General features: G+C 65.5%; 26 protein-coding genes, 1 tRNA gene and 1 riboswitch. Of the genes, 12 read left to right on the top strand and 15 right to left on the bottom strand.

All coding sequences use genetic code 11. The features are described 5' to 3' along the window. The first annotated feature begins 37 nt into the window (after positions 1–37). The 3 genes from parE to HUT07_RS11885 all read left to right on the top strand — a co-directional run bounded on the left by parE (position 38) and on the right by HUT07_RS11885 (position 4,254). A complete protein-coding gene (gene parE / locus HUT07_RS11875; protein WP_176021104.1) occupies positions 38–1,927 on the top strand; it encodes a DNA topoisomerase IV subunit B in 1,890 nt (629 codons plus the stop codon). Between the two features lie 153 nt (positions 1,928–2,080). Beyond that, the gene (locus tag HUT07_RS11880; protein ID WP_176021105.1) at positions 2,081–2,659 is read left to right on the top strand and encodes a GNAT family protein; all 579 of its coding nucleotides are present in this window, start codon (positions 2,081–2,083) and stop codon (positions 2,657–2,659) included. A gap of 98 nt (positions 2,660–2,757) precedes the next feature. Further along, the gene (locus tag HUT07_RS11885; protein WP_176021106.1) at positions 2,758–4,254 is read left to right on the top strand and encodes a S10 family peptidase; all 1,497 of its coding nucleotides are present in this window, start codon (positions 2,758–2,760) and stop codon (positions 4,252–4,254) included. Between the two features lie 376 nt (positions 4,255–4,630). On the opposite strand, the gene HUT07_RS11890 is transcribed toward HUT07_RS11885, so the two are convergent. Next, positions 4,631–5,752, bottom strand: coding sequence for an inorganic phosphate transporter (locus tag HUT07_RS11890; protein ID WP_176021107.1), 1,122 nt, complete (start codon positions 5,750–5,752; stop codon positions 4,631–4,633). Between the two features lie 13 nt (positions 5,753–5,765). After that, positions 5,766–6,392 (bottom strand): DUF47 family protein, encoded by a 627-nt coding sequence (locus HUT07_RS11895; RefSeq protein WP_176021108.1) that lies wholly within the window; start codon positions 6,390–6,392, stop codon positions 5,766–5,768. Positions 6,393–6,675: 283 nt separating this feature from the next. Here HUT07_RS11895 and HUT07_RS11900 point away from each other — a divergent pair, with 283 nt between their 5' ends. After that, complete coding sequence (locus HUT07_RS11900; protein ID WP_176021109.1) at positions 6,676–8,019, top strand: hemolysin family protein; 1,344 nt, start codon at positions 6,676–6,678, stop codon at positions 8,017–8,019. Continuing rightward, positions 8,003–8,656 carry an exopolysaccharide biosynthesis protein gene (locus HUT07_RS11905; protein ID WP_176021110.1) on the top strand — a complete coding sequence of 218 codons (654 nt, stop codon included), beginning with the start codon at positions 8,003–8,005 and terminating at the stop codon, positions 8,654–8,656. Before HUT07_RS11900 ends, HUT07_RS11905 begins: the two co-directional genes overlap by 17 nt. A 386-nt stretch (positions 8,657–9,042) precedes the next feature. Here HUT07_RS11905 and HUT07_RS11910 read toward each other — a convergent pair whose 3' ends face one another. The 4 genes from HUT07_RS11910 to HUT07_RS11925 all read right to left on the bottom strand — a co-directional run bounded on the left by HUT07_RS11910 (position 9,043) and on the right by HUT07_RS11925 (position 12,193). Further along, complete coding sequence (locus HUT07_RS11910; protein WP_176021111.1) at positions 9,043–9,540, bottom strand: pyridoxamine 5'-phosphate oxidase family protein; 498 nt, start codon at positions 9,538–9,540, stop codon at positions 9,043–9,045. Between the two features lie 67 nt (positions 9,541–9,607). Beyond that, positions 9,608–10,603, bottom strand: coding sequence for an LLM class flavin-dependent oxidoreductase (locus HUT07_RS11915; RefSeq protein ID WP_100552129.1), 996 nt, complete (start codon positions 10,601–10,603; stop codon positions 9,608–9,610). Positions 10,604–10,794: 191 nt separating this feature from the next. After that, on the bottom strand, positions 10,795–11,562 hold the full coding sequence (locus HUT07_RS11920; RefSeq protein ID WP_176021112.1) for a sulfurtransferase: 768 nt from the start codon (positions 11,560–11,562) through the stop codon (positions 10,795–10,797). A gap of 265 nt (positions 11,563–11,827) precedes the next feature. Beyond that, complete coding sequence (locus tag HUT07_RS11925) at positions 11,828–12,193, bottom strand: DUF6164 family protein (protein ID WP_176021113.1); 366 nt, start codon at positions 12,191–12,193, stop codon at positions 11,828–11,830. 68 nt (positions 12,194–12,261) lie between these two features. On the opposite strand from HUT07_RS11925, the gene HUT07_RS11930 reads away from it, so the two are divergent. Both HUT07_RS11930 and HUT07_RS11935 read left to right on the top strand, forming a co-directional pair. Further along, complete coding sequence (locus tag HUT07_RS11930) at positions 12,262–12,696, top strand: FKBP-type peptidyl-prolyl cis-trans isomerase (protein WP_176021114.1); 435 nt, start codon at positions 12,262–12,264, stop codon at positions 12,694–12,696. Next, positions 12,683–13,930: a TIGR03862 family flavoprotein gene (locus HUT07_RS11935; protein WP_176021115.1), complete on the top strand. Its 1,248-nt coding sequence runs from the start codon at positions 12,683–12,685 to the stop codon at positions 13,928–13,930. The genes HUT07_RS11930 and HUT07_RS11935 overlap by 14 nt, the downstream gene beginning before the upstream one ends. Positions 13,931–14,079: 149 nt before the next feature. On the opposite strand, the gene HUT07_RS11940 is transcribed toward HUT07_RS11935, so the two are convergent. From HUT07_RS11940 to HUT07_RS11960, 5 genes are all read right to left on the bottom strand, one after another. Continuing rightward, complete coding sequence (locus tag HUT07_RS11940; protein WP_176021116.1) at positions 14,080–14,541, bottom strand: GNAT family N-acetyltransferase; 462 nt, start codon at positions 14,539–14,541, stop codon at positions 14,080–14,082. A 62-nt stretch (positions 14,542–14,603) separates the two neighbouring features. Next, complete coding sequence (locus HUT07_RS11945; RefSeq protein WP_176021117.1) at positions 14,604–16,226, bottom strand: FMN-binding glutamate synthase family protein; 1,623 nt, start codon at positions 16,224–16,226, stop codon at positions 14,604–14,606. Positions 16,227–16,271: 45 nt separating this feature from the next. After that, the gene (locus HUT07_RS11950; RefSeq protein ID WP_176021118.1) at positions 16,272–17,558 is read right to left on the bottom strand and encodes a nucleotide sugar dehydrogenase; all 1,287 of its coding nucleotides are present in this window, start codon (positions 17,556–17,558) and stop codon (positions 16,272–16,274) included. A gap of 111 nt (positions 17,559–17,669) precedes the next feature. Further along, on the bottom strand, positions 17,670–18,122 hold the full coding sequence (locus HUT07_RS11955) for a BLUF domain-containing protein (RefSeq protein WP_254898851.1): 453 nt from the start codon (positions 18,120–18,122) through the stop codon (positions 17,670–17,672). 58 nt (positions 18,123–18,180) lie between these two features. After that, a complete protein-coding gene (locus tag HUT07_RS11960) occupies positions 18,181–19,164 on the bottom strand; it encodes a TraB/GumN family protein (protein WP_176021119.1) in 984 nt (327 codons plus the stop codon). A gap of 152 nt (positions 19,165–19,316) precedes the next feature. Here HUT07_RS11960 and HUT07_RS11965 point away from each other — a divergent pair. Beyond that, positions 19,317–19,403, top strand: a tRNA-Leu gene (locus tag HUT07_RS11965). 52 nt (positions 19,404–19,455) lie between these two features. Further along, positions 19,456–19,947 carry a hypothetical protein gene (locus tag HUT07_RS11970; protein ID WP_176021120.1) on the top strand — a complete coding sequence of 164 codons (492 nt, stop codon included), beginning with the start codon at positions 19,456–19,458 and terminating at the stop codon, positions 19,945–19,947. Positions 19,948–19,956: 9 nt separating this feature from the next. On the opposite strand, the gene hemN is transcribed toward HUT07_RS11970, so the two are convergent. Further along, entirely contained in the window at positions 19,957–21,366 is a 1,410-nt protein-coding gene (gene hemN, locus HUT07_RS11975; RefSeq protein ID WP_176022541.1) for an oxygen-independent coproporphyrinogen III oxidase, read from the bottom strand. A gap of 44 nt (positions 21,367–21,410) precedes the next feature. Further along, the gene (locus HUT07_RS11980) at positions 21,411–21,851 is read right to left on the bottom strand and encodes a group III truncated hemoglobin (RefSeq protein ID WP_176021121.1); all 441 of its coding nucleotides are present in this window, start codon (positions 21,849–21,851) and stop codon (positions 21,411–21,413) included. 181 nt (positions 21,852–22,032) lie between these two features. Here HUT07_RS11980 and HUT07_RS11985 point away from each other — a divergent pair, with 181 nt between their 5' ends. Together HUT07_RS11985 and HUT07_RS11990 are read left to right on the top strand one after the other, a co-directional pair. After that, a complete protein-coding gene (locus HUT07_RS11985; RefSeq protein WP_176021122.1) occupies positions 22,033–22,317 on the top strand; it encodes a hypothetical protein in 285 nt (94 codons plus the stop codon). Continuing rightward, positions 22,314–23,363 (top strand): 4Fe-4S dicluster domain-containing protein, encoded by a 1,050-nt coding sequence (locus HUT07_RS11990; RefSeq protein ID WP_176021123.1) that lies wholly within the window; start codon positions 22,314–22,316, stop codon positions 23,361–23,363. The genes HUT07_RS11985 and HUT07_RS11990 overlap by 4 nt, the downstream gene beginning before the upstream one ends. A 1-nt stretch (position 23,364) precedes the next feature. On the opposite strand, the gene HUT07_RS11995 is transcribed toward HUT07_RS11990, so the two are convergent. Both HUT07_RS11995 and HUT07_RS20460 read right to left on the bottom strand, forming a co-directional pair. Continuing rightward, a complete protein-coding gene (locus tag HUT07_RS11995; protein WP_025875165.1) occupies positions 23,365–23,601 on the bottom strand; it encodes a hypothetical protein in 237 nt (78 codons plus the stop codon). A 351-nt stretch (positions 23,602–23,952) separates the two neighbouring features. Next, a complete protein-coding gene (locus HUT07_RS20460; RefSeq protein WP_254898852.1) occupies positions 23,953–24,162 on the bottom strand; it encodes a Cro/CI family transcriptional regulator in 210 nt (69 codons plus the stop codon). Positions 24,163–24,240: 78 nt separating this feature from the next. Here HUT07_RS20460 and HUT07_RS12000 point away from each other — a divergent pair, with 78 nt between their 5' ends. Further along, positions 24,241–24,681, top strand: a complete 441-nt coding sequence (locus tag HUT07_RS12000) for a helix-turn-helix domain-containing protein (RefSeq protein ID WP_223880016.1) — start codon at positions 24,241–24,243, stop codon at positions 24,679–24,681. A gap of 22 nt (positions 24,682–24,703) precedes the next feature. Beyond that, positions 24,704–24,767: riboswitch (Fluoride riboswitch) on the top strand. Positions 24,768–24,826 lie beyond the last annotated feature (59 nt).

Consider the following 24,826-nt stretch of genomic DNA (forward strand, 5'->3'; position numbering starts at 1 on the left):
CGCACACTTGCCCGTCGCTCCACGCTTTCGAAGACAGATGAACGCCCGCTATAACGCCGCCGATATTGAAGTCCTGTCCGGCCTTGACCCGGTCAAGCGCCGCCCCGGCATGTATACCGACACCGCGCGCCCGAACCACCTGGCGCAGGAAGTGATCGACAACTCGGTGGACGAGGCCCTCGCCGGCCATGCCCGCTCGATCGAGATCACCCTGTTCAAGGACGGCAGCGTGGAGGTCAGCGATGACGGCCGCGGCATGCCGGTGGACATCCATCCGGAAGAGAAGATCCCGGGCGTCGAACTGATCCTCACCCGCCTGCATGCCGGCGGCAAGTTCAACAACAACAACTACACCTTCTCCGGCGGCCTGCATGGCGTCGGCGTCAGCGTGGTCAATGCGCTGTCGACCCTGGTGGAAATCCACATCAAGCGTGAGGGTGCCGAACACCGCATCACCTTCCGCAATGGCGACCGCGCCTCGCCGCTGGAAGTGGTCGGCACCGTCGGCAAGAAGAACACCGGTACCCGCCTGCGCTTCTGGCCGGACCCGAAGTACTTCGATACGCCCAAGTTCGCCGTGCGCGCGCTCAAGCACCTGCTGCGTGCCAAGGCCGTGCTGTGCCCGGGCCTGACCGTCAAGCTGACCGACGAAGCCACCGGTGAAGTCGATACCTGGTACTACGAAGACGGCCTGCGCGATTACCTGAAGCTGGAACTGGGCGATCGCGAGATGCTGCCGGCCGAGCTGTTCGTCGGCAACCTGAAGAAAGACACCGAGATCGTGGACTGGGCCGTGGCCTGGCTGCCGGAAGGCGAGCTGGTGCAGGAAAGCTACGTCAACCTGATTCCCACTGCGCAGCACGGCACCCACGCCAACGGCCTGCGCACCGGCCTGACCGAGGCGCTGCGCGAATTCTGCGACTTCCGCAACCTGCTGCCGCGTGGCGTCAAGCTGGCCCCGGAAGATGTATGGGACCGCGTGTCGTTCGTGCTGTCGCTGAAGATGACCGACCCGCAGTTCAGCGGCCAGACCAAGGAACGCCTGTCCTCGCGCCAGGCCGCCGGTTTCGTCGAAGGCGCCGCGCACGATGCGTTCAGCCTGCTGCTGAACCAGAACGTGGAGCTGGGCGAGAAGATCGCGCAGATCGCCATCGAGCGCGCCAGCGCGCGCCTGAAGACCGAGAAGCTGGTCGTCCGCAAGAAGGTCACCCAGGGCCCCGCCCTGCCCGGCAAGCTGGCCGACTGCATCAGCCAGGACCTGTCGCGCACCGAACTGTTCCTGGTGGAAGGTGACTCGGCGGGCGGCAGCGCCAAGCAGGCCCGTGACAAGGATTTCCAGGCGATCCTGCCGCTGCGCGGCAAGATCCTCAACACCTGGGAAGTGTCCTCCAACAGCGTGCTGGCCTCGGAGGAAGTACACAACCTGGCGGTGGCCATCGGCTGCGACCCGGGCAAGGAAGACATCGCCGGCCTGCGTTACGGCAAGGTGGTCATCCTCGCCGACGCGGACTCGGACGGCCTGCATATCGCCACCCTGCTGACCGCACTGTTCCTGAAGCACTTCCCGGCCCTGGTCGATGCCGGCCACGTGTTCGTGGCGATGCCGCCGCTGTTCCGCATCGACGTGGGCAAGCAGGTGTTCTACGCACTGGATGAGGAAGAAAAGCGCTCGATGCTGGACAAGATCGAACGCGAGAAGATCAAGGGCGCCATCAATGTGACCCGCTTCAAGGGCCTGGGCGAGATGAATCCGCCGCAGCTGCGCGAGTCCACCATCCACCCGGACACCCGTCGCCTGGTGCAGCTGACCATCGACGATGGTGAGCAGACCCGGTCGCTGATGGACATGCTGCTGGCCAAGAAGCGAGCATCCGATCGCAAGGGCTGGCTGGAGAGCAAGGGCGATCTGGCTTCGCTGGAAGCCTGACGCTCGCGGCCCTCCTGTAGAGCCGAGCCCACGCTCGGCTGCATTTCGCGCCGTGCCGGGCAGCCGAGCATCGGCTCGGCTCTACAGACATCACGCCCCCATCGGCAAACCCTGCGGGTCCATAATGCGCGCTCATCCGCGTGGACGACCCCATTGCCCGCCAACTCGCTGCTGTTTCCCGGGCTGCCGCTGCACAGCGCACGCCTGGTGCTGAGCCCCATCCGCCGCGACGACGCCGCGGCCCTGTTCGCCCTGCAGTCCGACCCGGACGTGATGCACTGGTGGAACCACCCAGCCTGGACGCGCCCCGCCGAAGCACGCGCGCAGATCGACGACGACCTGGCCGCACAGGCGACCGGCACGCAGTTGAAGCTGGCCCTGCGCGAATCGGCGGACGGCCCGCTGCTGGGCATCTGCGTGGTGTTTGCGCTGGATCGCGACGCGGCCCGTGCCGAAATCGGCTATCTGCTGGCGCCTGCCAGACAGGGCCACGGCTACATGCACGAAGCACTGCAGCAGGTGCTGGCCTATCTGTTCAACACCCTGCGCCTGCATCGGGTCGAAGCGGAGATCGATCCACGCAACCACGCCTCGGCACATGTGCTCGAACGCCTGGGCTTCCACCGCGAAGGCCTGTTGCGGCAGCGCTGGCGCATCCAGGGGGAGCTCGCGGACTCGGCCGTGTATGGGCTGCTGGTCGACGACGCGGTGCGCTCACCCACCTTTGCTTGACCGGATCAGGCCACAACGCTGGCCCATGCCTTTGGACACATACGGTACGCGGCACCCCGTCCTAGCATCGGGGTCCCTTCCGCTGCCGTTCCGGTGCCATGAAGTTCCTGCTGCACTCTGCCGCGCTCTGCGTCGGCCTGCTGATTGCTCCTGCCTGCACGCTGGCCGCCCCTGCTGCTGACGGCACCTCCGAAACGAAAGAAGAAAAGACCGAAGCCGTTCCGCTGCCGGCCGATGCGTCGGCTCGGCAGAGCATGCGCCTGGCGGGGCGCACCCTCGACTACACCGCCACCGTCGGCACGCTGCCGGTACGCGATGCGAAGGGCAAGGTGATCGCCGATGTGGTGTTCACCGCCTACACCATGCCGGGCAAGGACCGGCCGGTGACCTTCGCGCTCAATGGCGGCCCCGGCGCGTCCTCGGTGTACCTCAACCTGGGCGCCATCGGCCCGAAGGTGGTGACCTTCGGTTCGGAAGGCGACAGCGCCTCGGCGCCGGCGAAGCTGCATGACAATCCGGGCACCTGGCTGGACTTCACCGACCTGGTGTTCATCGACCCGGTGGGAACCGGCTTCAGCCGTGCCCGCATCGGCGATGAGGACGCAAAGAAGCAGCTGTACAACCCCAGCGCCGACATCGAGTACCTGTCGCGCTCCATCTACGACTGGCTGCTGCGCAACCAGCGCATGGCGTCGCGCAAGTACCTGACCGGCGAGAGCTATGGCGGCTATCGCGGCCCGCGCATCACCCATTTCCTGCAGACGCGTCTTGGCGTAGCGATGAACGGCCTGGTGCTGGTGTCGCCCTACCTGAGCCCGACCCTGGAAGACAACGCCGATGTCTCGCCGATGGCGTGGATGCAGACCCTGCCCTCGATCGCTGCTGCGCACCTGGAGCGCCAGGGCAAGCTGACCGACACTGCAATGCGCGAGGTGGTCGAGTACACCCGCGGCGACTACGCCACCGCACTGATGAAGGGCCGCAGCGATCCGCAGGCAACCGAGGCGATGCTGCGCCGGGTGACCGAGTTGACCGGCCTGGACCCGCAGTTCGTGCGCCGCGCCGGTGGCCGCCTGGAGACCCAGGCCTACCTGCGCGAGGTGTTCCGCGACAAGGGCACGCTGGGCAGCCGCTACGATTCCAATGTCACCGCGTTCGATCCATTCCCGAATGATCCGGAGCAGCGCGCCAATGATCCGCTGCTGGACAGCATCATCGCGCCGACCACCACGGCGATGGTCGACTTCGTCACCCGTGAGGTTGGCTGGAAAGTGGATGCGCGCTACCAGGCGCTGAACTACGACGTGAACCGTCTGTGGGATCGCAATGGCGACCTGCGCGAGGGTGCGGTGACCCAGCTGCGCCAGGCCGTTGCGATCGACCCGCACCTGCAGGTGCTGATCGTGCACGGCTGGAACGACCTGTCGTGCCCGTTCATGGGTTCGATCCTGACGGTGGACCAGATGCCGACGATGGGCAGCAACCCGGACCGCGTGCAGGTGCGCAGCTATCCGGGTGGGCACATGTTCTATAGCCGTGCTGACAGCCAGGCGGCGTTCCGCAGGGATGTGCAGGCGCTGTTCCAGCGTAATTGAGGGGGTTCGGCCGGGCCTGCGGCCCGGCACCCGCCGGATCAATGGCAACGGCAACGGCAACGTCAAAAGCCGGGATACGTGGGATGGCGGGGTGGGATGGGCTTGCAGGACACGCCGTAAACCCATCCATGGGGGCTCGATGGCGCCATCCATGGCGCCAACGGTCCTGCAAGCCCATCCCACCCCGCCTTCGACAGGTTCCTGCTGCTGATGGTGGGTGATTGACCGACTGCTGCTGTTGATGGTGTCGACTTCCTGCTGCTGTTGGTGGGTGCCGACCGTTGGTCGGCACGATGGGTACGGAAAAATGATCTGCCCATGAAAAAAGCCCGCCGGAATCCGGCGGGCTTTTTGTTTTCGGCGATGACGTGGACCCTCAGGCCCAGCCGAACAGCTCGAACAGCTTCAGGATCAGGTAGGCGCAGCCGCCTGCCGCCGGGATGGTCAGGATCCAGGCCCAGACGATGCGCTCGATCACGCCCAGGCGCAGCGAACGCGGGTTCTTGGCGAAGCCAACGCCCATGATCGCGGTCGAGATGCTGTGGGTGGTCGACACCGGCATGCCGAAATGGGCAGCCACGGTCAGCACGGTGGCCGAGCTGGTTTCCGCAGCGAAGCCGTGGATCGGGTGCAGCTTGACCATCTTGTGGCCCAGGGTCTTGATGATCTTCCAGCCGCCCGAGGCGGTACCGGCGGCCATCACCACCGCGCAGGTCAGCACGATCCACATGGCGATGCCCTCACCGGCATGCGCGTCCGGATGCATGAAGGCCAGCCACGACGGCAGGTCGTTCAGTGCGCCGGTCGCTTCGGCGCCGATCAGGGTCATGGCGATGATGCCCATGGTCTTCTGCGCGTCGTTGTGGCCATGGGCGAAGCCCATGTAGGCCGCGGAGGCAATCTGTGCCTTGCCGAAGAACGCATTGACGATGCGCGGGCGGGCCAGTCGACCGATCGCGCCACCGATCTTGGCCAGGCCGGCGATCAGCGCCCACAGCAGCACCATCACCACGATGCCGAGCAGGAAGCCGGCAATCGGCGAGGTGATCATCGGCACGAACACCTTCCACAGCAGGCCCTTGTTCTGTGCCCAGCTGCCGAGGCGTTCCGACCAGATCAGCGCGTCCCAGTTGTTGTGGGCTGCGGCCAGGCCGGCACCACACAGACCGCCGATCAGCGCGTGCGAGGACGAGGACGGCAGGCCCTTCCACCACGTGATCAGGTTCCAGATGATGCCGCCCAGCAGCGCGCACAGGATCACCTGCGGGGTCACGTCGACCACGTTGGTGTTGAGCAGGCCCGACGCGATGGTCAGGGCCACGGCGGTGCCGGTCAGCGCACCCAGCAGGTTCATGAACGCGGCGAGCATCACCGCCCAACCGGGCGAGAGCACCTTGGTCGCCACCACGGTGGCGATGGAATTGGCGGTGTCGTGGAAGCCGTTGATGAACTCGAAAACGAGCGCGGCCAGGATCACCACCAGGACGAGGGTCAGCATGCTGTGGCGTCCGTCAGCTGTTCTTCAACACGATCTGGTACGCCACCACGCCGGCTTCGCGGCAGCGGTCGATGGCCTTTTCCAGGATCTCGAAGAATTCCTTCAGCAGGAACATCTGCAGGTTGTCCAGGCGACCGGAGTAGATGTCGCGGTACAGCTCGAGCATCAGGCGATCGGCTTCGTTTTCCAGCGAACGCAGGCGCTCGTTGAGCGCGGTCATCCGGTCCAGGTTCATGTGGCGCAGGTCGGCGACCATCTCCACCACCACGCCGGCGGCCTGCTCCAGCATCGCCGCGCGCGGCGCGAAGTCGATGTGCTCCAGGTGGGTCGTGGCCAGCGAATAGCGATCGGCGAACTTCTCGATCTGCTTGGGAATCTTGTACAGGGCCGAGCCCAGCGCTTCGATGTCTTCGCGCTCGATGGGGGTCATGAAGCTGTCCACAAGCGCCTGGCTGATCTTGTCCGAGGCCGCGCGTTCGCGCAGTCGGGCCAGCTTGAAGGCATCCAGGGCGGGCTGGCGATCGGCCTCGCGCAGCATCGAATGCAGTGCCTTGGCGGCATCGGAAGCCGCGACGGCAGCCTCATCAAGCAGGGTGTAGAACTGTTTGCCGGAACCGAAAATGGTCTGCAGAGAGAACATTGAGAAACCTGTCAGCCGTCGCGGGAAGGACGGCACCAGGGCGAATTATGACGGCTAGATGACCATCACGGGTATCCCTGCCCCCATTTTGGGGCCAGGAGACCCAAAACTGAACAGGCATTTGCCACCCGACCACGGCCCTTTGCTAAGATGCCAGCGCGCCTTCGGGCGCACCTTATGGACGACGACCCTTATCCCCCTGCGCCGCGCCGGAGCCTGCTCCTGAGCGCCTGCCGCCATCGCAAGCCTCCGCCCTCCCTGTCACCAACCGGGGATGACGCCCGTGTTTGAGATCCTGATTGTCCTGGCCTTGATCGTGTTCAACGGCTTCTTCGCCATGTCCGAGATGTCGGTCATGACCTCGCGCAAGAGCCGGCTGAAACAGATGGCCAGTACCTCCAAGCGCGCGGCCAAGGCGCTTGAGCTGTCCGAGAAGCCCGAGAACTTCCTGTCCACCGTCCAGATCGGCATCACTCTGGGCGGCATCCTGACCGGTGTCTACGGCGGCGAAGCCATCGGCAACAGCATCGCCCATCACCTGCAGGCGATGTTCCCCACCCTGGCCGACACCATCACCCTGTTCGGCGAGCCGCAGTCGCTGGCGAACCTGATCGGCAAGACGCTGGCCGTGGCGCTGATCACGTTCCTGACGCTGATCTTCGGTGAGCTGGTGCCCAAGCGTCTGGCCATCACCCGCTCCGAGGACATCGCCGGCATGGTTGCGGTGCCGATGGGCTGGCTGGCACGGATCGCGTTCCCGGCGGTCTGGCTGCTGTCCCATTCGACCCGCCTGGTCCTGCGCCTGATGGGCCTGGGCAAGGACGAGGCCGCCCAGGTGACGGAAGAAGAGATCCGCATGCTGGTGGCCGAGAGCCACGAGGCCGGTGTGATCGACAGCCACGAACGCGACATGATGAACCGCGTGATGCGCCTGGGCGACCGCACTGCCGACAGCCTGATGACCCCGCGCAACCGGATCGCGTGGCTGGACACGCTGGGTGGCTTGGACAAGAACCTGGAAATCATGGCCGAGCATGAGTTCTCGCGGTATCCGGTATACCGCGACAACGACATGGACGTGGTTGGCGTGCTTGAGCTGAAATCGCTGGCCACGCGCATGGCGCGCGGCGACAACGCGCTGTTCCAGACGCTGCGCGAGCCGCTCTACGTCTCCGAATCCACCCATGCGATGAAGCTGCTGGAGATCTTCCGCGAGGAACAACAGTCGATGGCGCTGGTGGTGGACGAGTACGGCGAGATCCAGGGGCTGGTGACCATCAGCGACCTGATGGGCGCGGTGGTGGGTCGCCTGCAGGCAACGGAGAACGCCGACGAGGACGCCCTGGTGGTGACCCGTGAAGACGGCTCACTGCTGGTGGACGGCTCACTGCCGATCGAGGACCTGCGCGAGCTGATCGGCAGCAACGACCTGCCCGATGCCGAGGATGGCGACTACTACACCCTGGCCGGCATGTGCATCCACTTCTTCGGCCGCATCCCGCATGCGGGCGAATACTTCGACTGGGCCGGCTGGCGCTTCGAGGTGGTCGATCTGGACGGCGCGCGCGTAGACAAGCTGCTGCTGCGCACCCTCTCCGACGAGCAGGCCGATGAGCTCACCGCCTGAGTCCGGCCCCGGCGCTGCGCCGCCGGAGTACCGCAACGAGGGCATCCGCACCCTGCTGGCGATGTTCGCCTTCGGTGACCCGGCCCAGCACATGAAGCTGGGGCAGATCCTGCAGGATCTGCAGCAGAGTGCCTTTGGTGTGTTCCTGTTCGTCGCCATCCTGCCGGCCTTCATCCCCATCCCGGGGCTGGGCGGCGCGGTCAGCGGGCCGCTGGTGATCCTGATCGGCCTGCAGATGCTGTTCTGCCTGCGCCGGCCCTGGTTGCCGGGGTTCATCGCCCGTCGCGGGCCCAAACGCGGCACCATGCACCGGTTTCTTGACCGCATCGACGGTGCCCTGCGCCGCCTCGACCGCATGCTCAAGCCGCGCATGCCACAGTTGCTGACGCCTGCGCCCGCTCACGCCTTCAGCGGCCTGCTGCTGGTGCTGCTGGGCCTGCTGCTGTCGCTGCCCATTCCGTTCACCAACTATCTGTTCGGCTTCCAGCTGCTGTTGTTCGCGCTGGCCCTGCTCGAGCGTGACGGTGCGCTGATGTTGTTCAACTGGGTGGCTGCGGTGGTGGCGATTGCGTTTTTCGGTTTCAGTTCCGGGCAACTGGTGGGTTACACCGTCGAACTGTTCCAGCGCTGGTTCTGAGCGCAGGTAGTTATCGGGCGCTTCGCATCCACGCATGGCGTGGATCTACCTGCGATCAACTGCATCCACGCATGGCGTGGATCTACCTGCGATCAACTGCATCCACGCATGGCGTGGATCTACCTGCGATCAACTGCATCCACGCATGGCGTGGATCTACTTCGGATCGCGTGCATCCACGCATGGCGTGGATCTACCTGCGATCAACTGCATCCACGCATGGCGTGGATCTACTTCGGATCGCGTGCATCCATGCATGGCGTGGATCTACCTGCGATCAACCGCATCCACGCATGGCGTGGATCTACTTCGGATCGCGTGCATCGATGCGCGGCGCGGATCTACCTTGAACCCAGTAGATCCACGCCATGCGTGGATGGGGTGCCTCAACGCAGGTCGATGAAACCGTTGTCGCCCAACTGTGCCGGCTCGTCCTGCACGGCCGACAACACGAAACTGAGGGCCGAACCCAGCAGCGTGCCCGGCCCATCCCAGTACTCGGCGGTCTCTGCACGTACGTGTATCAGCCGCAGGTTCGGATCATCCGGGCCACCAGGGAAGAACAGTTTCATCGCCGGCGACCACAGCTCCTCGACCTTGGCGCGGTCATCGACGATGCGCGCCACACCCGCTACCGACACATACGTGTTCTTCGACGGCGAGGCATAGGCCACGTTGACCCGTGGGTCGAACGCGATCTCGGCGACCTTCGGGCTGTCGGCAGCGGTGGCGAACCACAGGTCACCATCGAAGGCGACCTGCTGGGTGCCGAGAGGGCGGCTGTAGAGGCGCCCATCGACACCCCGGGAGGTGAACATCGCCACCTCCACGTCCTTGATCAGTTCGGCCAGCTGGGCAATGTGTTTGGTACGGGATTCGTCCATGGGGGACTCCGGAGGCATGAGTCCCCATCAGACGCGGCTGCGCCGCAACGCACCGTGACGCAATTGTTCAGCCCGCGTGGCGGGCATGCCAGGCATGCATCGCCAGTTCGAACGAACGCAGGCGCGCACGGTGGTCGTACAGGTTGGCGGTAAGCATCAGTTCGTCGGGCTGGTGGCGCTCGACGAACGCTGCAATGCCATCGGCCACCTGCTGAGGATCACCCAGCACCGTGCATGCCAGTGCCCTCTCCACGCCCAGCTTCTCGTGGGGCTCCCAGAACGATTCGATGTCATCGATCGGCGCCGGGATCTTGCCCGGACGGCCGCGACGCAGGTTGACGAAGCTCTGCTGCTGGCTGGTGAACAGCCGGCGCGATTCGGCCTCGCTGTCACTGGCCACCACGTTCAAGGCCAGCATCGCATGCGGCTGCTTGAGCGTGGCCGAAGGACGAAATTCGCGGCGGTACACTGCCAGCGCTTCATCCATGGAATCGGGGGCGAAGTGCGAGGCGAAGGCGTACGGCAGGCCCATCGAGGCGGCCATGCGCGCGCCGAACAGGCTTGAACCGAGGATCCACGTCGGCACCCTCAGGCCGCCACCCGGTACGGCCTGCACCGCTTGGCCGGGTTGCACCGGTTCGAAGTAGTGCAGCAGCTCGCGTACGTCCTGCGGGAACTGGTCGGCGCTGTCGAAGTAGCGGCGCAGGGCGCGGGCGGTCGGCTGGTCGGTACCCGGGGCGCGGCCCAGGCCCAGGTCGATGCGATCCGGGTATAGCGAGGCCAGGGTGCCGAACTGTTCGGCCACCTGCAGCGGTGCGTGGTTGGGCAACATGATGCCGCCGGCGCCGACACGGATGCGTTTCGTGCCGCCGGCCACATGGCCGATCAGCACCGCAGTGGCGGCACTGGCGATGCCAGGCATGTTGTGGTGTTCGGCCAGCCAGTAGCGGCGGTAGCCCAGCGCATCGGCATGCTGCGCCAGTTCAAGCATGTTGGCGAAGGCGGCAGTGGTATCGCTGCCCTCGCAGACCGGGGCCAGGTCGAGGATCGACAACGGGATCATCAGGCGGTTTTCCGTCACAGGATCCCCTGTTGATGGGGTCGCCCTGCCCCGGCGGCCAGTGCCGGCAGCGGGATGCTGATTCCTGCGGGAAGGATCCAGCACCACCGGCCTGTATAGAGCCGAGCCCACGCTCGGCTGCATTTCACTGGTGCACAGCAGCCGAGCGTGGGCTCGGCTCTACACAAGGCGAGTCAAAACGCGCTGGGGCGCGGTTCCGGCAACGGCTCGTCCACCAGCGGCTTCAACTCGGCATCCAGCGCCACGCGTTCGTCGAACACGAAGCAGCGGCCTTCGTAGCCCTCACCGCCCACTTCCTCGAAGTAACCGAGGATGCCGCCATCGAGCTGCAGCACGTTGTCCATGCCGTCGTTGACCATCCACAGCGCCGCTTTCTCGCAGCGGATGCCACCGGTGCAGAAGCTGACCACGGTGCTGTCCTTCAGCGCCTCGCGATGGGGGGCGAGTGCTTCTGGCAGATCGGTGAACTTGTGGATGGGCAGTACCAGCGCATCCTTGAAGGTGCCGTACTCGATCTCCTGCAGATTGCGCGTATCGAGCATCACCACCGGCTTGCCAGCATCATCGTGCCCCTGCCGCAGCCAGCGCTGCACAGTGGCGGGATCGATCGCCGGCGCGCGCGGGTAGTCCAGCGGCTGGCCATCGTCGCGGCGGAAGCTGATGATCTCGTCCTTGACCTTGGCCTTCAGCCGCGCGAACGGCTGGTGCTCGCTGAAGCTGGTCTTGACCCGCATATCAGCGAAGCGCGCATCAGCATGCAGTTCCGCGTAGAAGCCATCGATATCGGACGGCGCGCCCGCCAGGAACAGGTTCAACCCCTCGCCTGCCACCAGGATCGTGCCCTGCAGGCCAGCCGCCTCGGCACGGGCCTGCAGCTGGTCACACAGGGCCTGCGGAGCGTCGATGACGGCGAAATGATAGGCAGCGGTATTGGCGATCATCCCGCCATTTTAGCGCCTGTCCGCCCCTGTATCAGCCTCCACCGTTCATCCACGCATGGCGTGGATCTACAGACGCCGGAAACTGTCGAAGGCGGGGCAGTGTGGGTTTGCGGGGTGTGAGCCGCATGGATGCGGCGACCAAGCCCCCAAGGATGGGTTTACGGCGGCCCCGCAAACCCACACTGCCCTGCCATCCCACGGAAAGCCGCTTGTGATGTTGCTTGAGGGCCTCTGCGGGTGCCGGGTGTAACCCGGCCGAACACCCTTACCCCCGCAGCAGCATGAACGGCAGCAGCACCAGCGCCGCCGCCACCGCCATGCCCAACAACACCAGCACCACGAACCCAGGGCGGCGCCGGAACAGGCTGCCAAAGGTCTCGGCGGTGCCATCGCGAAGGGCCTGCTCGCGCTCGGCGCGGACCCGCACTCCGCGGGTCGCTTGGTACTCGGCCATCAGCGCCTTGGCGCGCGCCTGGTCGGCATCCTCGCGCAGCCACAGGCCGCCATTGGAAATGCCCCACGGGCTGGGTTCGGTGCGATACCAGGCGATGCCGTGCTGGTCGAGCAGCGTGCAGACATCGGCATATTCGTCGTCGCCGACATTGCGCAGATTGAGCAGGAGTTTTGCCATGTGCCCATGATACCCGGCGCCGATGCGCTAACCTTGCCGCCCCTGACTCATCACCTCCGGAGACGCCGATGCGCCGCCTGCTGCTTCCCCTGCTGCTGTCCCTCGCCGCCGTTGGTTGCTCGCCGGAACCGTCCGGCCCACCGCCGGGAGGCACCATCACCGCGTTCGAGCGTATCGACACCCAGCCGGGCAGCGGCGCCGAGGCCGTGCCGGGCCAGAAGGTCAGTGTGCATTACACCGGCTGGATCTACGACGAGCGTGCCGACAACAAGCATGGCAAGACCTTCGACAGTTCAGTCGAGCGCGGCGAGCCGTTCACCTTCACGCTGGGCGCAGGCCAGGTCATCCGTGGTTGGGATGAAGGCGTGGCCGGCATGAAGGTCGGCGGCAAGCGCACCCTGATGATTCCGCCGGAATTCGGCTATGGCGACCGCCAGGTCGGGCCGATCCCGGCAGGTTCGTCGCTGGTGTTTGATGTCGAGCTGCTCAATGTCCAACAGTGACGTACACCCGCCGCGTCGCGTTGCCGTCATCGGCGGCGGCCCGGCGGGGTTGTTTGCCGCCGAACGGCTGCGCGCGGCCGGCCTGGACGTTGATCTGTACGAGGCCAAGGGCTCGCCGGGCCGCAAATTCCTGATTGCCGGCAAAGGTGGGCTCAACCTCACCCACTCCGACCCACGCCCGCTGTTCGACAGCCGCTACCGCGAACAGGCGACTGCCGTAGGCCGTTGGCTGGACGGCTTCGATGCACAGGCGCTGCGCGACTGGGCTGCTGGCTTTGGTGTGGAGACCTACGTCGGCAGTTCCGGCCGCGTGTTCCCGGTCGACCGCAAGGCCGCACCGCTGCTGCGCGGCTGGGTTCGTCGGCTGAAGGAACAGGGCGTGCGCCTGCACGTCAACCATCGCTGGCTGGGCTGGAGCGAAGACGGCGCACTGCGCTTTGCCACCGAGAATGGTGCGCTGGACGTGCGCGCCGACGCGACCGTGCTGGCGCTGGGCGGCGGAAGCTGGCCGCAGCTCGGCAGCGACGGCGCATGGGTTCCGATGTTGCAGGCACGCGCCATCGATATCGCGCCGCTGCAATCGGCCAACTGCGGATTCGACGTTGCGTGGACACCGTTCTTCGCACAGCGTCACGCGGGTGCACCGCTGAAGCCGGTCGTCGCACATTGGCATGACCTCGACGGCGAGCCCCGCATGCTGCAGGGCGAGTGCGTGGCCAGCGAGTACGGCATCGAGGGCAGCCTGATCTACGCCCTGTCGGCCGACCTGCGCGACACCCTCAACCGTGACGGCCACGCCACGCTTTGGTTGGACCTGGTTCCGGGCCGTGACGAGGCACGCCTGCAGGCCGATCTCTCGCAGCCACGCAAGGGTCGCAGCTTCGGTGAGCACCTGCGTCGCCACGCGGGACTGGACGCCGTGAAGACCGCGCTGGTGTTCGAAACGCTGGGCAAGGATGCCGGCAACGACCTGTCCGCCGTGATCGCCACATTGAAACGCCTGCCGCTGCGCCTGCTGCGCCCGCGACCGATGGCCGAGGTGATCAGCACGGCCGGCGGCGTGCGCCTGGATGCGCTGGACGACGGATTGATGCTGCGGGCATTGCCGGGCGTGTTCTGCGCCGGAGAAATGCTGGACTGGGAAGCACCGACCGGTGGCTACCTGTTGACGGCGTGCTATGCCAGTGGGCTGCGTGCGGCGGAAGGAGCGATCGGGTGGTTGGCCGGGCGGTGAATCCCGTCCAGTAGAGCCGAGCCCATGCTCGGCTGCTTCTGTAGAGCCGAGCCCATGCTCGGCTGCTTCTGTAGCGTCGTGCCATGCTCGAGCGCTGCTGATTCAAGCCGAGCATGGGCTCGGCTCTACAGAAGGCATAACGGGACCGCTCACCAAGACCGGCGCATCTTCACCGAAGCCAACGCCACGCCACTGGGGTGCGGATACAGTTCTTCGCGTTCGGCGACGAACCCCTGCCGCTGGTAGAACGGCACGGCATTGAGCGAGGCCGACAACACCACCTCGCGCGCCGGATCGGCCAGGGCCAGCAACCGCTGCATCAGCGCCTGGCCGATGCCCTGCCCGCCTTGATCCGGATCGACGAACAGTGCGTCGATCTCGTTGCTCTCGGCATCAAGCACACCGAAACCCAGCACGCGGCCGTGATCATCCACGGCCACGACGCAGCCGCCCTGCCCCAGCAGCCGCGAATACTGCACCGGTGGCGGCGACGCCGACCATGGCGCGATCACCTGCGGCGGATAGTGGCTGCTGCACAGCTCGCGTACGCAACGCGTGCGCAGGGCCCACAGCGTGCTTACATCATCGATGGTGCCGGTCCTGAACTGCATGCATCCTCCGTGTACAACTGATTGTGCTGCAGCCGAGCATGGGTTCGGCGCAACAACGCGGATCACCGCGACTTGCTGGCCCGCAGCGCCTGGATCTTCGGCGGCGGCTGGAACGAATCACTGCGCGCGTCGGCCCAGAACGAATGGAACACCGCGTGGTCGGGCACCTTGTGCAGCAGTTCACCGGGTTCCAGGTAACGGTACAGCGAAGCCAGCGAACGGATCTCGACCGGCGACACCCGGCGCAGGATGTGTTCCGGGCCAAGCTCGGCCGGATCGTTCAAGCCTGCCGCGCACAGCAGTTCCTTCAGCGCATGCAGCGTGTGCTCGTGGAAGCTGTACACGCGCGTGGCCTTGTCCGGTGCGTCCAGATGCTTCCAGCGCGCCGGATCCTGTGTGGCGATGCCGGTCGGGCATTTGTCGGTATGGCAGCTGAGCGACTGGATGCAGCCCAGCGCGAACATGAAGCCGCGCCCGGCATTGCACCAGTCGGCGCCCATCGCAATGGTGCGGGCGATATCGAACGCGCTGGTTATCTTGCCGGCCGCGCCGATACGGATGTGCTCGCGCAGGTCCAGTCCCACCAGGGTGTTGTGCACCAGCAGCAACGCCTCGTGCATCGGCACGCCCACGTGATCGACAAACTCGGCGGGTGCTGCACCGGTACCGCCTTCGGCACCATCAACCACGATGAAGTCGGGCAGCAGACCGGTTTCATGCATTGCCTTGGCAATGCCGAACCACTCCCACGGGTGACCAATGGCCAGCTTGAAGCCGACCGGCTTGCCACCAGACAGCTCGCGCAAGCGGGCAACGAACTGCAGCAGTTCCACCGGCGTGGAGAATGCCGAATGGCGCGAAGGCGACACGCAGTCCACGCCCATAGGTACACCACGTGTCACCGATATCTCGGCCGTCACCTTCGGCGCCGGCAGCACGCCGCCGTGGCCGGGCTTGGCCCCCTGCGACAGCTTGATCTCGATCATCTTGACCTGATCGTGGTTGGCGTTCGCGACGAAACGCTCCTCGCTGAAGCCGCCCTTCTCGTCGCGGCAACCAAAGTAGCCCGAGCCGATTTCCCAGACCAGGTCGCCGCCCATCTCACGGTGATACGGCGAAATCGAGCCTTCGCCGGTGTCGTGGTAGAAACCCCCCAGGCGCGCGCCTTCGTTCAATGCGCGGATCGCGTTGGCCGACAGCGAGCCGAAACTCATCGCCGAGATGTTGAACACGCTTGCCGAATAGGGCTTGGCACAGTTCGCACCGATCAGCACGCGGAAATCGTGCTTGGCGATGGTGGTCGGCGCCAGCGAATGGTTGATCCATTCGTAGTCCACCGCGTAGGTGCTGCGCAGGGTGCCGAAGGGCACCGTATCCATCTGGTTCTTGGCCCGCTGGTAGATCAGCGCGCGCTGCTGCCGCGAGAACGGCACATCTTCCAGATCGCTCTGCACGAAGTACTGGCGGATTTCCGGGCCGATGGATTCCAGGCCGTAGCGGAAGTGCGCCATCACCGGATAGTTGCGGCGCAGGGTACTGCGCTTCTGCAGCAGGTCCCAGGTCCCCAGCGCCACCATCGCGGCGGTAAGGCCGACGCCCCAGTACCAGGCCGGCCAGATGGTGGCCAGCCACAGGCAGGTCGGTAACATCAGGATGGCGAGCAGGTAGACGATATACCGGTGCATGGCGTTCCTCGGTTGCAACTGCCCCCGAGTCTACCGCGCAAGCACCTAGAGGCGATCGTCGACCACGCTGCGCGGCCAGGCGGACTTCACGTCGTAGACCAGTCCACCGGGTGCCAGCAGGCTGCGGATATCGGCATCGTCCATCGCCTTGAAGCGCTCATGAGCCACCGCCAGCACCACCGCGTCATAGCTGCCTGCCGTCGGCTCGGCCAACCAGTTCACACCCTCGTCCGCCAGTGCCGCCGGCCCAACCCATGGATCGCTGACGTCCACCTGCGCACCGCTGTCGGCCAACCGCTGGGCCAGTTCCAGCGCGCGGCTGTTGCGCAGGTCCGGGCAGTCCTCCTTGAAGGTCACGCCCAGCACCAGGATGCGCGAGTGCGCCGGTGCACGACCTCGTTCGGCAAGCATCGTCAGCACCCGCTTGGCCACATGTTCGCCGACCCGGTTGTTGACCTGCCGCGCGGTATGGATGAGGTCGGGGTGGTAGCCCATGCTTTCGGACTTGTGCAACAGGTAGTAGGGATCCACGCCGATGCAGTGGCCACCCACCAGCCCCGGCCGGAACGGCAGGAAATTCCATTTGCTGCCTGCGGCATCGAGCACATCCTGGGTGTCGATGCCGAGGCGATCGAAAATCAGGGCCAACTCGTTTACCAGCGCGATGTTGACGTCGCGCTGGATGTTCTCCACCACCTTGGCCGCTTCGGCGACCCGCATCGACGGCACCGGGAACGTACCGGCCGTGATGATCCGCTGATACAGGCCATCGACCACCACAGCCACTTCCGGCGTTGAACCGGACGTGATCTTGCGGATGTCGGCCAGGCGCCGTTGACGATCACCCGGGCTGACCCGCTCCGGACTGTAGCCGCAGTAGAAATCCTCGTTGAAGCGCAGCCCCGAGCCCTGCTCCAGCAGCGGCACGCAGACTTCTTCGGTGGTGCCCGGGTAGACGGTGGATTCATAGATCACCAGGTCGCCGGCGCGAAGATGGCTGGCGATCAGTCGCGTCGCCGAGCGCAATGGCTCCAGATCGGGTTGCTCGTAGGCATCGATCGGCGTGGGCACAGTGACGATGTAGACGTTGCAGGCGTCGAGCTGCGCAGGGTCACTGCTGTAGTGCAGCAGCGAAGCGCGGGCCAGTTCGTCCGGTTCCATCTCCAGCGTGTGGTCCTGCCCACTGGCCAGTTCGGCGATGCGTGCGGCATCGATGTCGTACCCCAGGGTGGGCAGCTGCCGGCCGAAGGCCACCGCCAACGGCAGCCCGACGTACCCCAGGCCGATGATGGCCGGAGACGGCGTCCGGGCTGCGCCGATCGGCGCACTCATGCGCGGCGTCCGGCAGCTGGCGACGGTGTCCACTGGGTCATGCGAGGGTCCGGGTGCAGGCAAACATGCCGACAAGGTTAACCGCGGTGGCGGCGCCAGACCACGCCCGGATCAGGATCCCAGGCTGACGGCGGCGGGCTCGAGCTCGCCGTGCCCCCCTGTCCAGGCCCGCAGCAACAGGCAGAAGCCGTGGTCCAGATGATTCTGCTCCAGGCTGAAACCGTGCCACGGGGCCGCCACGATGCTGGCCAGCGTCGCCGCATCCACATGACGGTTGGCCATTGTCCAGCGCGGGAACCAGCGGGCCGGTATCGGGCCGGCGGCAAGCTGGGTGACGCTGCCGTGGCGCCGCGCGTTGCTGATGCGTGCCTGCACCGAGGCCAGTCCATCGCGCGGACCTTCGATGTACTGCAGGAAGCGGCTGCCATCGAACATCAGCACCCCGGTCACTCCGGCCATCCGGTTGAACGCGGTCGCATCGGCCAGCAATGCATCGAGCTCGGGCACGTCCAGTCCCGCCCTGGCCGTGCTGACATAGGCGTACGCATGCAACGGCATGTCCATCACTCCCCTCCTGAGTGCAGAGGAATATGACAGGAAGCACGAGGACTTCAAGCGTTGGCTATTCCGGCGGCGCCTCGACCTGGTAGCCGCGCTGCACCAACGCATCAAGATAGCCTTCGCCCAGCAGCAGGCTGACCGGCACCGTCGCAAAGGTGCCGGCGTGACGGGCCAACGCCGCATCGACGCCCTGCAGCCAACGCATGCGCACCTGCTGCGGCATGTTGCTCCAGCCACGTCGGCGCACGAAATCCGAGTCCTGCAGCAGTTCGCGGCAGGTCTGCGTCATCGCCGAACCCGACAACCGCCGCAGTGCAGCGATGTCGCCCAGCGCCCAGGCATTGGCCCGCTCACGCAACACCGGCGCCTGGAATTCCACGGTGTCGAGCGTGCGTTCGAAGCATGCACGGTCATCGACTTCGGTCGCCTGCAGCTCCTTCAACGTGCCACGGATGTCGTCGACCTTCAGCTTCACCTGCACATCCTCAGGCTTCAGGTCGCGGGCCTTGTAGGCGCGCCCGAGCGCTTCCGTCACCTGCTTGCCATCGCGCAGGCCGTTGCGCTTGAGGAACGCCTGGTACAAGCGACCGGACGCCACCAGCGGACGGTCCCTTTCTACGCCACGATCATTGCCCAGGTAGGTCTGCTTCAGCCCCAGCCAACGCGTGTATGTTGCAGCCGGCAGGATCTGATCCAGCGTGCGCCCCTGCGGATCGCGCGCCGTCTTCAATGCCAGCGGCAGCAGGGTCAGCCCCTTGAACACACCGATCCTGGCATCGAGGCTGAAGCCCGGATCGCCCAGCACATGGTCGACACCGGCAATGGTCCGTTCGACGTCGTCGGAGCGCCATTGCACGCCGCTCGGCAGCGGCGAGACCGTTCCGAGAATCCACAGCACATGCCCCTGCGGAGCGGTCACCTTCCAGAGCCCCGGACCGGGCTGTTCCCCGGTCACCTGCACCGTGGCCATGTCGACCACCGGGCCAGTGGCCGCGGGTGTCTGCTGCGCGGTAGCCGTGCCGATCGCCAGCATCAGCCCCAGCACGGCACTGCATCCGATCCATCGCCTGCCACGTGCACGCATATCGCCATTTCCGGAAACGTTGGCGGACTGTACCCAGCCCCGCGCCCGACTGCGTAAAAGCAGCGTTAGCCGGCGGCAGCGGCAGCGATTCCGTTACAATCGGCGCGCTGCAGGCCCGGATGGCGAAACTGGTAGACGCATCGGACTTAAAATCCGCCGGGGGCAACCCCATGCCGGTTCGATTCCGGCTCCGGGCACCAAGCAGAGCGGGCACTTCGCCCCGGCCGACAACGATGCACAAGGAGATTGCGGATGAAGTCGACTGTTCTGAACCGCGCCATTCTGGCCGCAATACTGGGACTGGCCTGCGCATCCGCCTTCGCGCAGTCGTCCTCCAAGCGCAATGGGCCCTCCAGCAGCAGTAGCCGCCCTGATGCCATCGGTGAGACCCACACCACCTACAGTGATGGCAGCTCCTCGACCTCGCACACGAACGCTCTCGGCCGCACCCGCACCACCTACAGCGATGGCAGGTACTCGACCTCGCGTACCAACGCCATCGGGGAAACCGAGACCACCTACAGCGACGGCAGCTCCTCCATCTCGCACACGAATGCCTTCGGCCGCAACCGTACTACCTACAGCGACGGCAGCTATTCGACCTCGCGCACGGACGCCCTCGGCGAAACCCGGACTACCTACAGCGACGGCAGCTACTCGACCTCGCGCAAGGACGGCCTCGGCCGAACCCACACCACAACCAGCGGCGGCATGGCTGCTCGTCGCAACGCCGGCAAGCGCTGAAGCCTGCGCTCAGATCGCCCGCGAGTAGCGAGGCTGCTCCTGGGCGGTACGCAGATAGGGATCGAAACACATCGCCAGCAGGCGCAGCAACGGCCGCCCCGGCTCGCTGGTGCGCACCACCCCATCACGGTACTCGGCCAGGCCATCCTGCTGCAGGCGCTGCACGGCCTGCAGGTCTTCGGCGAAGTAGGCCTCGAAGTCGATGCCATGGCGCTGCCCAAGTGACGCTCCATCCACTTCACCCTGGCACATCAACTGCTGGATCAGCTCGGCGCGCAGCTCGTCATCGGCACTGAGCGCGACGCCACGCCAGACCGGCAGCTGTCCCTGGTCCACCGCGTTTTCCCACGACGGCAGGTCACGCGGGTTCTGGCTGTAGGTGGCACCGATGTGGCTGATCGCACTGACGCCGAGACCAAGCAGATCGGTGTCGGCATGGGTGGTATAGCCCATGAAATTGCGATGCAGCTGACCGGCGCGCTGGGCACGCGACAGATCCTCTTCCGGCAATGCGAAGTGATCCATGCCGATGTACTGGTAGCCGGCTGCGGACAGGCGCTCCACCGCCAGGCCCAGCAGCGCCAGCTTGTCCTCCGGCGAAGGCATCCGGCTTTCGTCGATCTGCCGCTGCGCACGGAACAGGTGTGGCAGGTGCGCATAGCCGTACACCGCCAGTCGATCCGGGCGCAGCGCCAGCACCAGTTCCAGGGTGCGGCCGAAGCCCTCCAGGCTCTGCCCGGGCAGGCCGTAGATCAGGTCGACGTTGACCGAACGCATGCCGCTGTCGCGGCACGCGCGCAGGATATCCAGCGTCTGCCGGACACCCTGTACGCGGTTGATGGACTCCTGCACCTGCGGGTCGAAATCCTGCACGCCCAGGCTGGCGCGGTTGAAGCCAAGCCGGGCCAGCATCGCTACGTCGCTGGTGTCGATGAAACGCGGGTCCAGTTCGATGGAAAAATCACGCTGCGACGAATCGCTGAAATCGAAGCGGCGGCGCAGCCCCTCGACCAGCGCGGTCATCGCATCGGCATCCAGGAAGTTCGGCGTACCACCGCCAAGATGCAGCTGGATCACTTCACGGCCGTCGGCGAACTGCGGCGCCAGCAGATCCGCCTCGGCCAGCACGCGTGACACATAGCTGTGGCCACGCCCGCGGTCGCGGGTGATCACCCGGTTGCAGCCACAGTAGAAGCAGGGGCTGGAGCAGAACGGCACATGGACGTACAGCGACAACGCACGCGCCAGCGGGTTGCTGTCGGCGATCGCCTGGCGCAGCGCCGGTGCATCGAAGCCGTCATGGAAGTGCGGCGCGGTGGGATAGGAGGTGTAACGCGGGCCGGGCCGGTCATGCCGGCGCAGCAGATCGGGATCGAAGGTCCAGGCCAGGCCACCGGCGGCGGGAGAGAACGTGTCCATGGCGCCAGCATCGCGCCAGTCCAGGCGCTGCGCCTTGACCCAGATCAATCCTTGGTGCGGACACCCAGCACCGGCAGCATGACCTGCGGCCAGCGCAGCATCTGGTAGCGCCGCCAGAAGGTTTCGGCGATGCGGGCGGCCACATCGTCGGCCAGCGCCTGCATCGGCGGGTTGTTGCATTCGGCCGTGGTGATGTGGAACAGCACCAGCCAGCGGTCGAACAGATCCTTTTCCAGGTCGATCGCCATGTGCTTGGACATCGGCGACCCCTTGAAGCGGCGGGTACCGCGCAGCATCGCCGACCAGAAATCGACGAGCTGGGCCAGGTGTTCCGGCCAATCGTGCACATGGCGTTCGAACACCGGTCCCAGACGTTCCTCGTCACGCACGCGCGCGTAGAAATCGTGAACCAGCCGGGTCACTTCCTCCTCGCTGCACAGCTCGGGCGACGCAATGGGAGGGACAGTCGTGGGCGTTGCGTTCATCAAGCCACCAAATGCGGATCGGCAGTGTGCCGCATGCCACCACGACCGCTGTTGATCCAGATCAATGTCAGCGCACGGGGGCGCACCTAGGCTGGCACGCTTGCAGGAAGCATGCCCTGCGGATGCTGCGCCAACCACGGCGAAGTATACGCGCCGCCCTCTTCTTACGACCCGAACCCGCATGAACACTCCGTTTTCCAGCCGCCAGCGGCGAATCCAACAGTGGGGCGCAGTGCTGTGGCCCAGCTTCATCGCCGCCGGCCTGGCCTGCGTGGTGTTCTTCGCCTTCGTCGATCCCGTGCGGCTGCAGGCGATCAGTTTCCCGGGCACAGCCATCAGCCGTGAACTGGGCTACACCGCAGGCTTTTTCATGTTCTGGGCGGTCACCGCACTTTCCAGCGCGGTGACCGGTTATCTGCTGCGGCCGATGCCCGACGATGAGGACGAGGAGCTGCCGCTGGGATGAGTATCTCCGCCTCCCCGCCGCCCCGCCCATGGCGGTGGCGCCGCGCCCTGGGCGTTGCGCTGCTGGTCCTGTTCCATGCGTTGCCGTGGCTGCAATGGAATGGCCGACAGGCCCTGCTGCTGGACCTCAACGCGCGTCGCTTCGACCTGTTCGCGTGGACCCTGTGGCCGGATGACATCGGCGTGCTGCTGGGACTGCTGGCGGTGATGGCGGTGAGCCTGGCCCTGCTCACCCATCTGGCCGGCCGCGTATGGTGTGGACATGCCTGCCCGCAGACACTGTGGACACGGGCCTTCGATGGAATCGCGCAGGCACTGGCCCGCGTTCTGCCCGCCAAGGTGGCACGGCCGGTCACCCACGTGGTCTGGTTGCTGTTGTCGCTGTGGACCGGAATCACGTTCGTAGGACTGTTCAGCCCGATCCGCGATCTGGTCGCCGGAGCGTTCGATGGGCGCTGGAGCGGCTGGGAAACGTTCTGGGTGCTGTTCTATGCCGGCGCCACCTGGGGCAATGCCGGGTTCCTGCGCGAGCAGGTGTGCCGATCGCTCTGTCCATTCGCGCGCATGCAGCCGTTGCTGACCGACCCGCACACCCCGCGCATGTTGTATGACCCCCGCCGCGGCGAACCGCGTGGCGTCCGCCCACCCTCGTTGGGCGGTGTGCTTGGACGCGGCCGCGGCCTGCTCGACCCCACCACTGCGCAGGACTACGTTTTCCGTGCCGCGCATCCGCTGCTGGCCGGACCGATGCCCACCTTCAGTGCGGATCGGCTGGGCGACTGCATCGATTGCATGGCCTGCGTGCGCGCCTGCCCGATGCAGCTGGACATCCGCCATGGCCCACAGGCCGACTGCCTGGCCTGCGGTGCCTGTCTGGAAGCGTGCACCCAACAGCAGCATCGGGCCGGCTTCGGGCCCGGCCTGGTGCGCTATAGCAGCCCGCAGGTGATGGCAGGCCAACCGCGCCGGTGGTGGCGCCCCCGCACCACGGCCCTGGCATCAATGCTGCTGGCACTGTTGGTCTGTGGCGCCTGGCGCCTGTTCTGAGTCAGCCCGGGTCGCCCGGGCGCGGCGGTACCAGCTGGGCGCGACGAACGATGCCCAGTTGTTCGATGATCAGCGCCATTTCATTGGTGACATCGGTGCGCCCGGTTCCCTGCGGAACCAGACGATCAAGCACCTGCTGATAGGTATCCCAGAACGCCGGACCGCATCCGTGTTTGTGGTAACTGGCTTCCAGTTCGCGGCGTACCCGTTCAGCCAAGCCATGCATGCCGTATTCCATACGACCTCCGTTGGACTTGTTCTGCATCGTTGACGGTCGACCGATTCACTTGCGAGCTACTGAAAGACTCCCGGCCTTCACAACCGGTTGATGCCAATTAGTCATAGATTTCACGACACGTCAATTACAGCGCGCGACTTTTGCGATTGAAATTATTAATCGTTCATGAAAGGCCGCAACGACAGGGGTCGGGAATCCCCGTGCCGATACCGACACTGCTCGTCCACGAACCAGGGTACCCATCACAGATCCGGCTATTGCGGCTGGCACGTTCATCGATTCTGCCCATTTTGCTAAGCATACTTAGCAAACTGATCGGAGCGCTCTGTCTGCGACAATCCGCGACGCATCTCACGTTGTTTCATCGTTCGCGTCCTGATCCATCGGGAACAAGGCGGGGTACCGCTGCTGCAGGATGTAACGCCTCAGCGGCGGGATGGGGAAGCCTCTGGGCCATTGCGAGACAGCGGATCTGCTGATTCCAAACAATCTGGCGAGCTCTGCGTCGGTGGAAAAGCCCAACCGCGTACGGACCTGACGCTTGCTCCAGAATTCGTCCATTTTCGATCCCGTTCATCATCAAACTTATTCTTGCGCCAAGGCCTCTTTCGATTCCACGCGTTAAGCTGGCTTGCATAGATGAATACTCTTGGACAACGACTCGCGGTCGCCATGAAGGACGCCGGGCATGCACGCCCGGCCGACCTGGCGCGTGCCGCCGAAACGACGACGGCAACGGTCAGCAACTGGCTCAACGACCACGTCAAAGCCAACCACGTGAAAGCCGAACAGCTGTTCCGCATCGCCGATGCGGTGAAGCTGGACCCTCGGGAGTTGCTGTTCGGCCCCCTGGGACGGGGTGTTGGCGAGCGCGGCACGGCCTACATGCACATGCCCAGCGAAGCCCATCTGGATGTCTGGCAAGCGGCCTATGAGCTGGTCGCCCACATCCTGGCCGAGCGTGGCCTGGAGGTCGGCTACCGGCGCGAGGCCACGCTGGGGCTGATGGCCCATGACCTGCTGATGGAAGGCGTCAGCCGCGGCAAGGTCGCACGCGTGGTGATGACGGCGCTGCCCTGACCCATCGTAGGCTGGTAGCATGGCAGTCGATGGGGATGGGGCTCCCCCGATAACCGCCTGAGATGGCTGATGGCTCCTGCTGCGACGAACCCGGCGTTCGTCGATGGCAGGTCCTGCCCGCCATTGCGTACGCCGTCGAACCTGC

This window comes from Stenotrophomonas sp. NA06056, from assembly GCF_013364355.1.
Lineage (GTDB): Bacteria > Pseudomonadota > Gammaproteobacteria > Xanthomonadales > Xanthomonadaceae > Stenotrophomonas.

Excerpts from the sequence above, each read along its gene's own strand:
- parE (WP_176021104.1), top strand. The coding sequence starts at position 38 with ATGAACGCCCGCTATAACGCCGCCGATATTGAAGTCCTGTCCGGCCTT.
- HUT07_RS11885 (WP_176021106.1), top strand. The coding sequence starts at position 2,758 with ATGAAGTTCCTGCTGCACTCTGCCGCGCTCTGCGTCGGCCTGCTGATT.
- HUT07_RS11890 (WP_176021107.1), bottom strand. The coding sequence starts at position 5,752 with ATGCTGACCCTCGTCCTGGTGGTGATCCTGGCCGCGCTCGTTTTCGAG.
- HUT07_RS11895 (WP_176021108.1), bottom strand. The coding sequence starts at position 6,392 with ATGTTCTCTCTGCAGACCATTTTCGGTTCCGGCAAACAGTTCTACACC.
- HUT07_RS11905 (WP_176021110.1), top strand. The coding sequence starts at position 8,003 with ATGAGCTCACCGCCTGAGTCCGGCCCCGGCGCTGCGCCGCCGGAGTAC.
- HUT07_RS11910 (WP_176021111.1), bottom strand. The coding sequence starts at position 9,540 with ATGGACGAATCCCGTACCAAACACATTGCCCAGCTGGCCGAACTGATC.
- HUT07_RS11915 (WP_100552129.1), bottom strand. The coding sequence starts at position 10,603 with ATGATCCCGTTGTCGATCCTCGACCTGGCCCCGGTCTGCGAGGGCAGC.
- HUT07_RS11920 (WP_176021112.1), bottom strand. The coding sequence starts at position 11,562 with ATGATCGCCAATACCGCTGCCTATCATTTCGCCGTCATCGACGCTCCG.
- HUT07_RS11925 (WP_176021113.1), bottom strand. The coding sequence starts at position 12,193 with ATGGCAAAACTCCTGCTCAATCTGCGCAATGTCGGCGACGACGAATAT.
- HUT07_RS11930 (WP_176021114.1), top strand. The coding sequence starts at position 12,262 with ATGCGCCGCCTGCTGCTTCCCCTGCTGCTGTCCCTCGCCGCCGTTGGT.
- HUT07_RS11935 (WP_176021115.1), top strand. The coding sequence starts at position 12,683 with ATGTCCAACAGTGACGTACACCCGCCGCGTCGCGTTGCCGTCATCGGC.
- HUT07_RS11940 (WP_176021116.1), bottom strand. The coding sequence starts at position 14,541 with ATGCAGTTCAGGACCGGCACCATCGATGATGTAAGCACGCTGTGGGCC.
- HUT07_RS11945 (WP_176021117.1), bottom strand. The coding sequence starts at position 16,226 with ATGCACCGGTATATCGTCTACCTGCTCGCCATCCTGATGTTACCGACC.
- HUT07_RS11950 (WP_176021118.1), bottom strand. The coding sequence starts at position 17,558 with ATGAGTGCGCCGATCGGCGCAGCCCGGACGCCGTCTCCGGCCATCATC.
- HUT07_RS11955 (WP_254898851.1), bottom strand. The coding sequence starts at position 18,122 with ATGGACATGCCGTTGCATGCGTACGCCTATGTCAGCACGGCCAGGGCG.
- HUT07_RS11970 (WP_176021120.1), top strand. The coding sequence starts at position 19,456 with ATGAAGTCGACTGTTCTGAACCGCGCCATTCTGGCCGCAATACTGGGA.
- hemN (WP_176022541.1), bottom strand. The coding sequence starts at position 21,366 with ATGGACACGTTCTCTCCCGCCGCCGGTGGCCTGGCCTGGACCTTCGAT.
- HUT07_RS11980 (WP_176021121.1), bottom strand. The coding sequence starts at position 21,851 with ATGAACGCAACGCCCACGACTGTCCCTCCCATTGCGTCGCCCGAGCTG.
- HUT07_RS11985 (WP_176021122.1), top strand. The coding sequence starts at position 22,033 with ATGAACACTCCGTTTTCCAGCCGCCAGCGGCGAATCCAACAGTGGGGC.
- HUT07_RS11990 (WP_176021123.1), top strand. The coding sequence starts at position 22,314 with ATGAGTATCTCCGCCTCCCCGCCGCCCCGCCCATGGCGGTGGCGCCGC.
- HUT07_RS11995 (WP_025875165.1), bottom strand. The coding sequence starts at position 23,601 with ATGGAATACGGCATGCATGGCTTGGCTGAACGGGTACGCCGCGAACTG.
- HUT07_RS20460 (WP_254898852.1), bottom strand. The coding sequence starts at position 24,162 with ATGGACGAATTCTGGAGCAAGCGTCAGGTCCGTACGCGGTTGGGCTTT.
- HUT07_RS12000 (WP_223880016.1), top strand. The coding sequence starts at position 24,241 with ATGAATACTCTTGGACAACGACTCGCGGTCGCCATGAAGGACGCCGGG.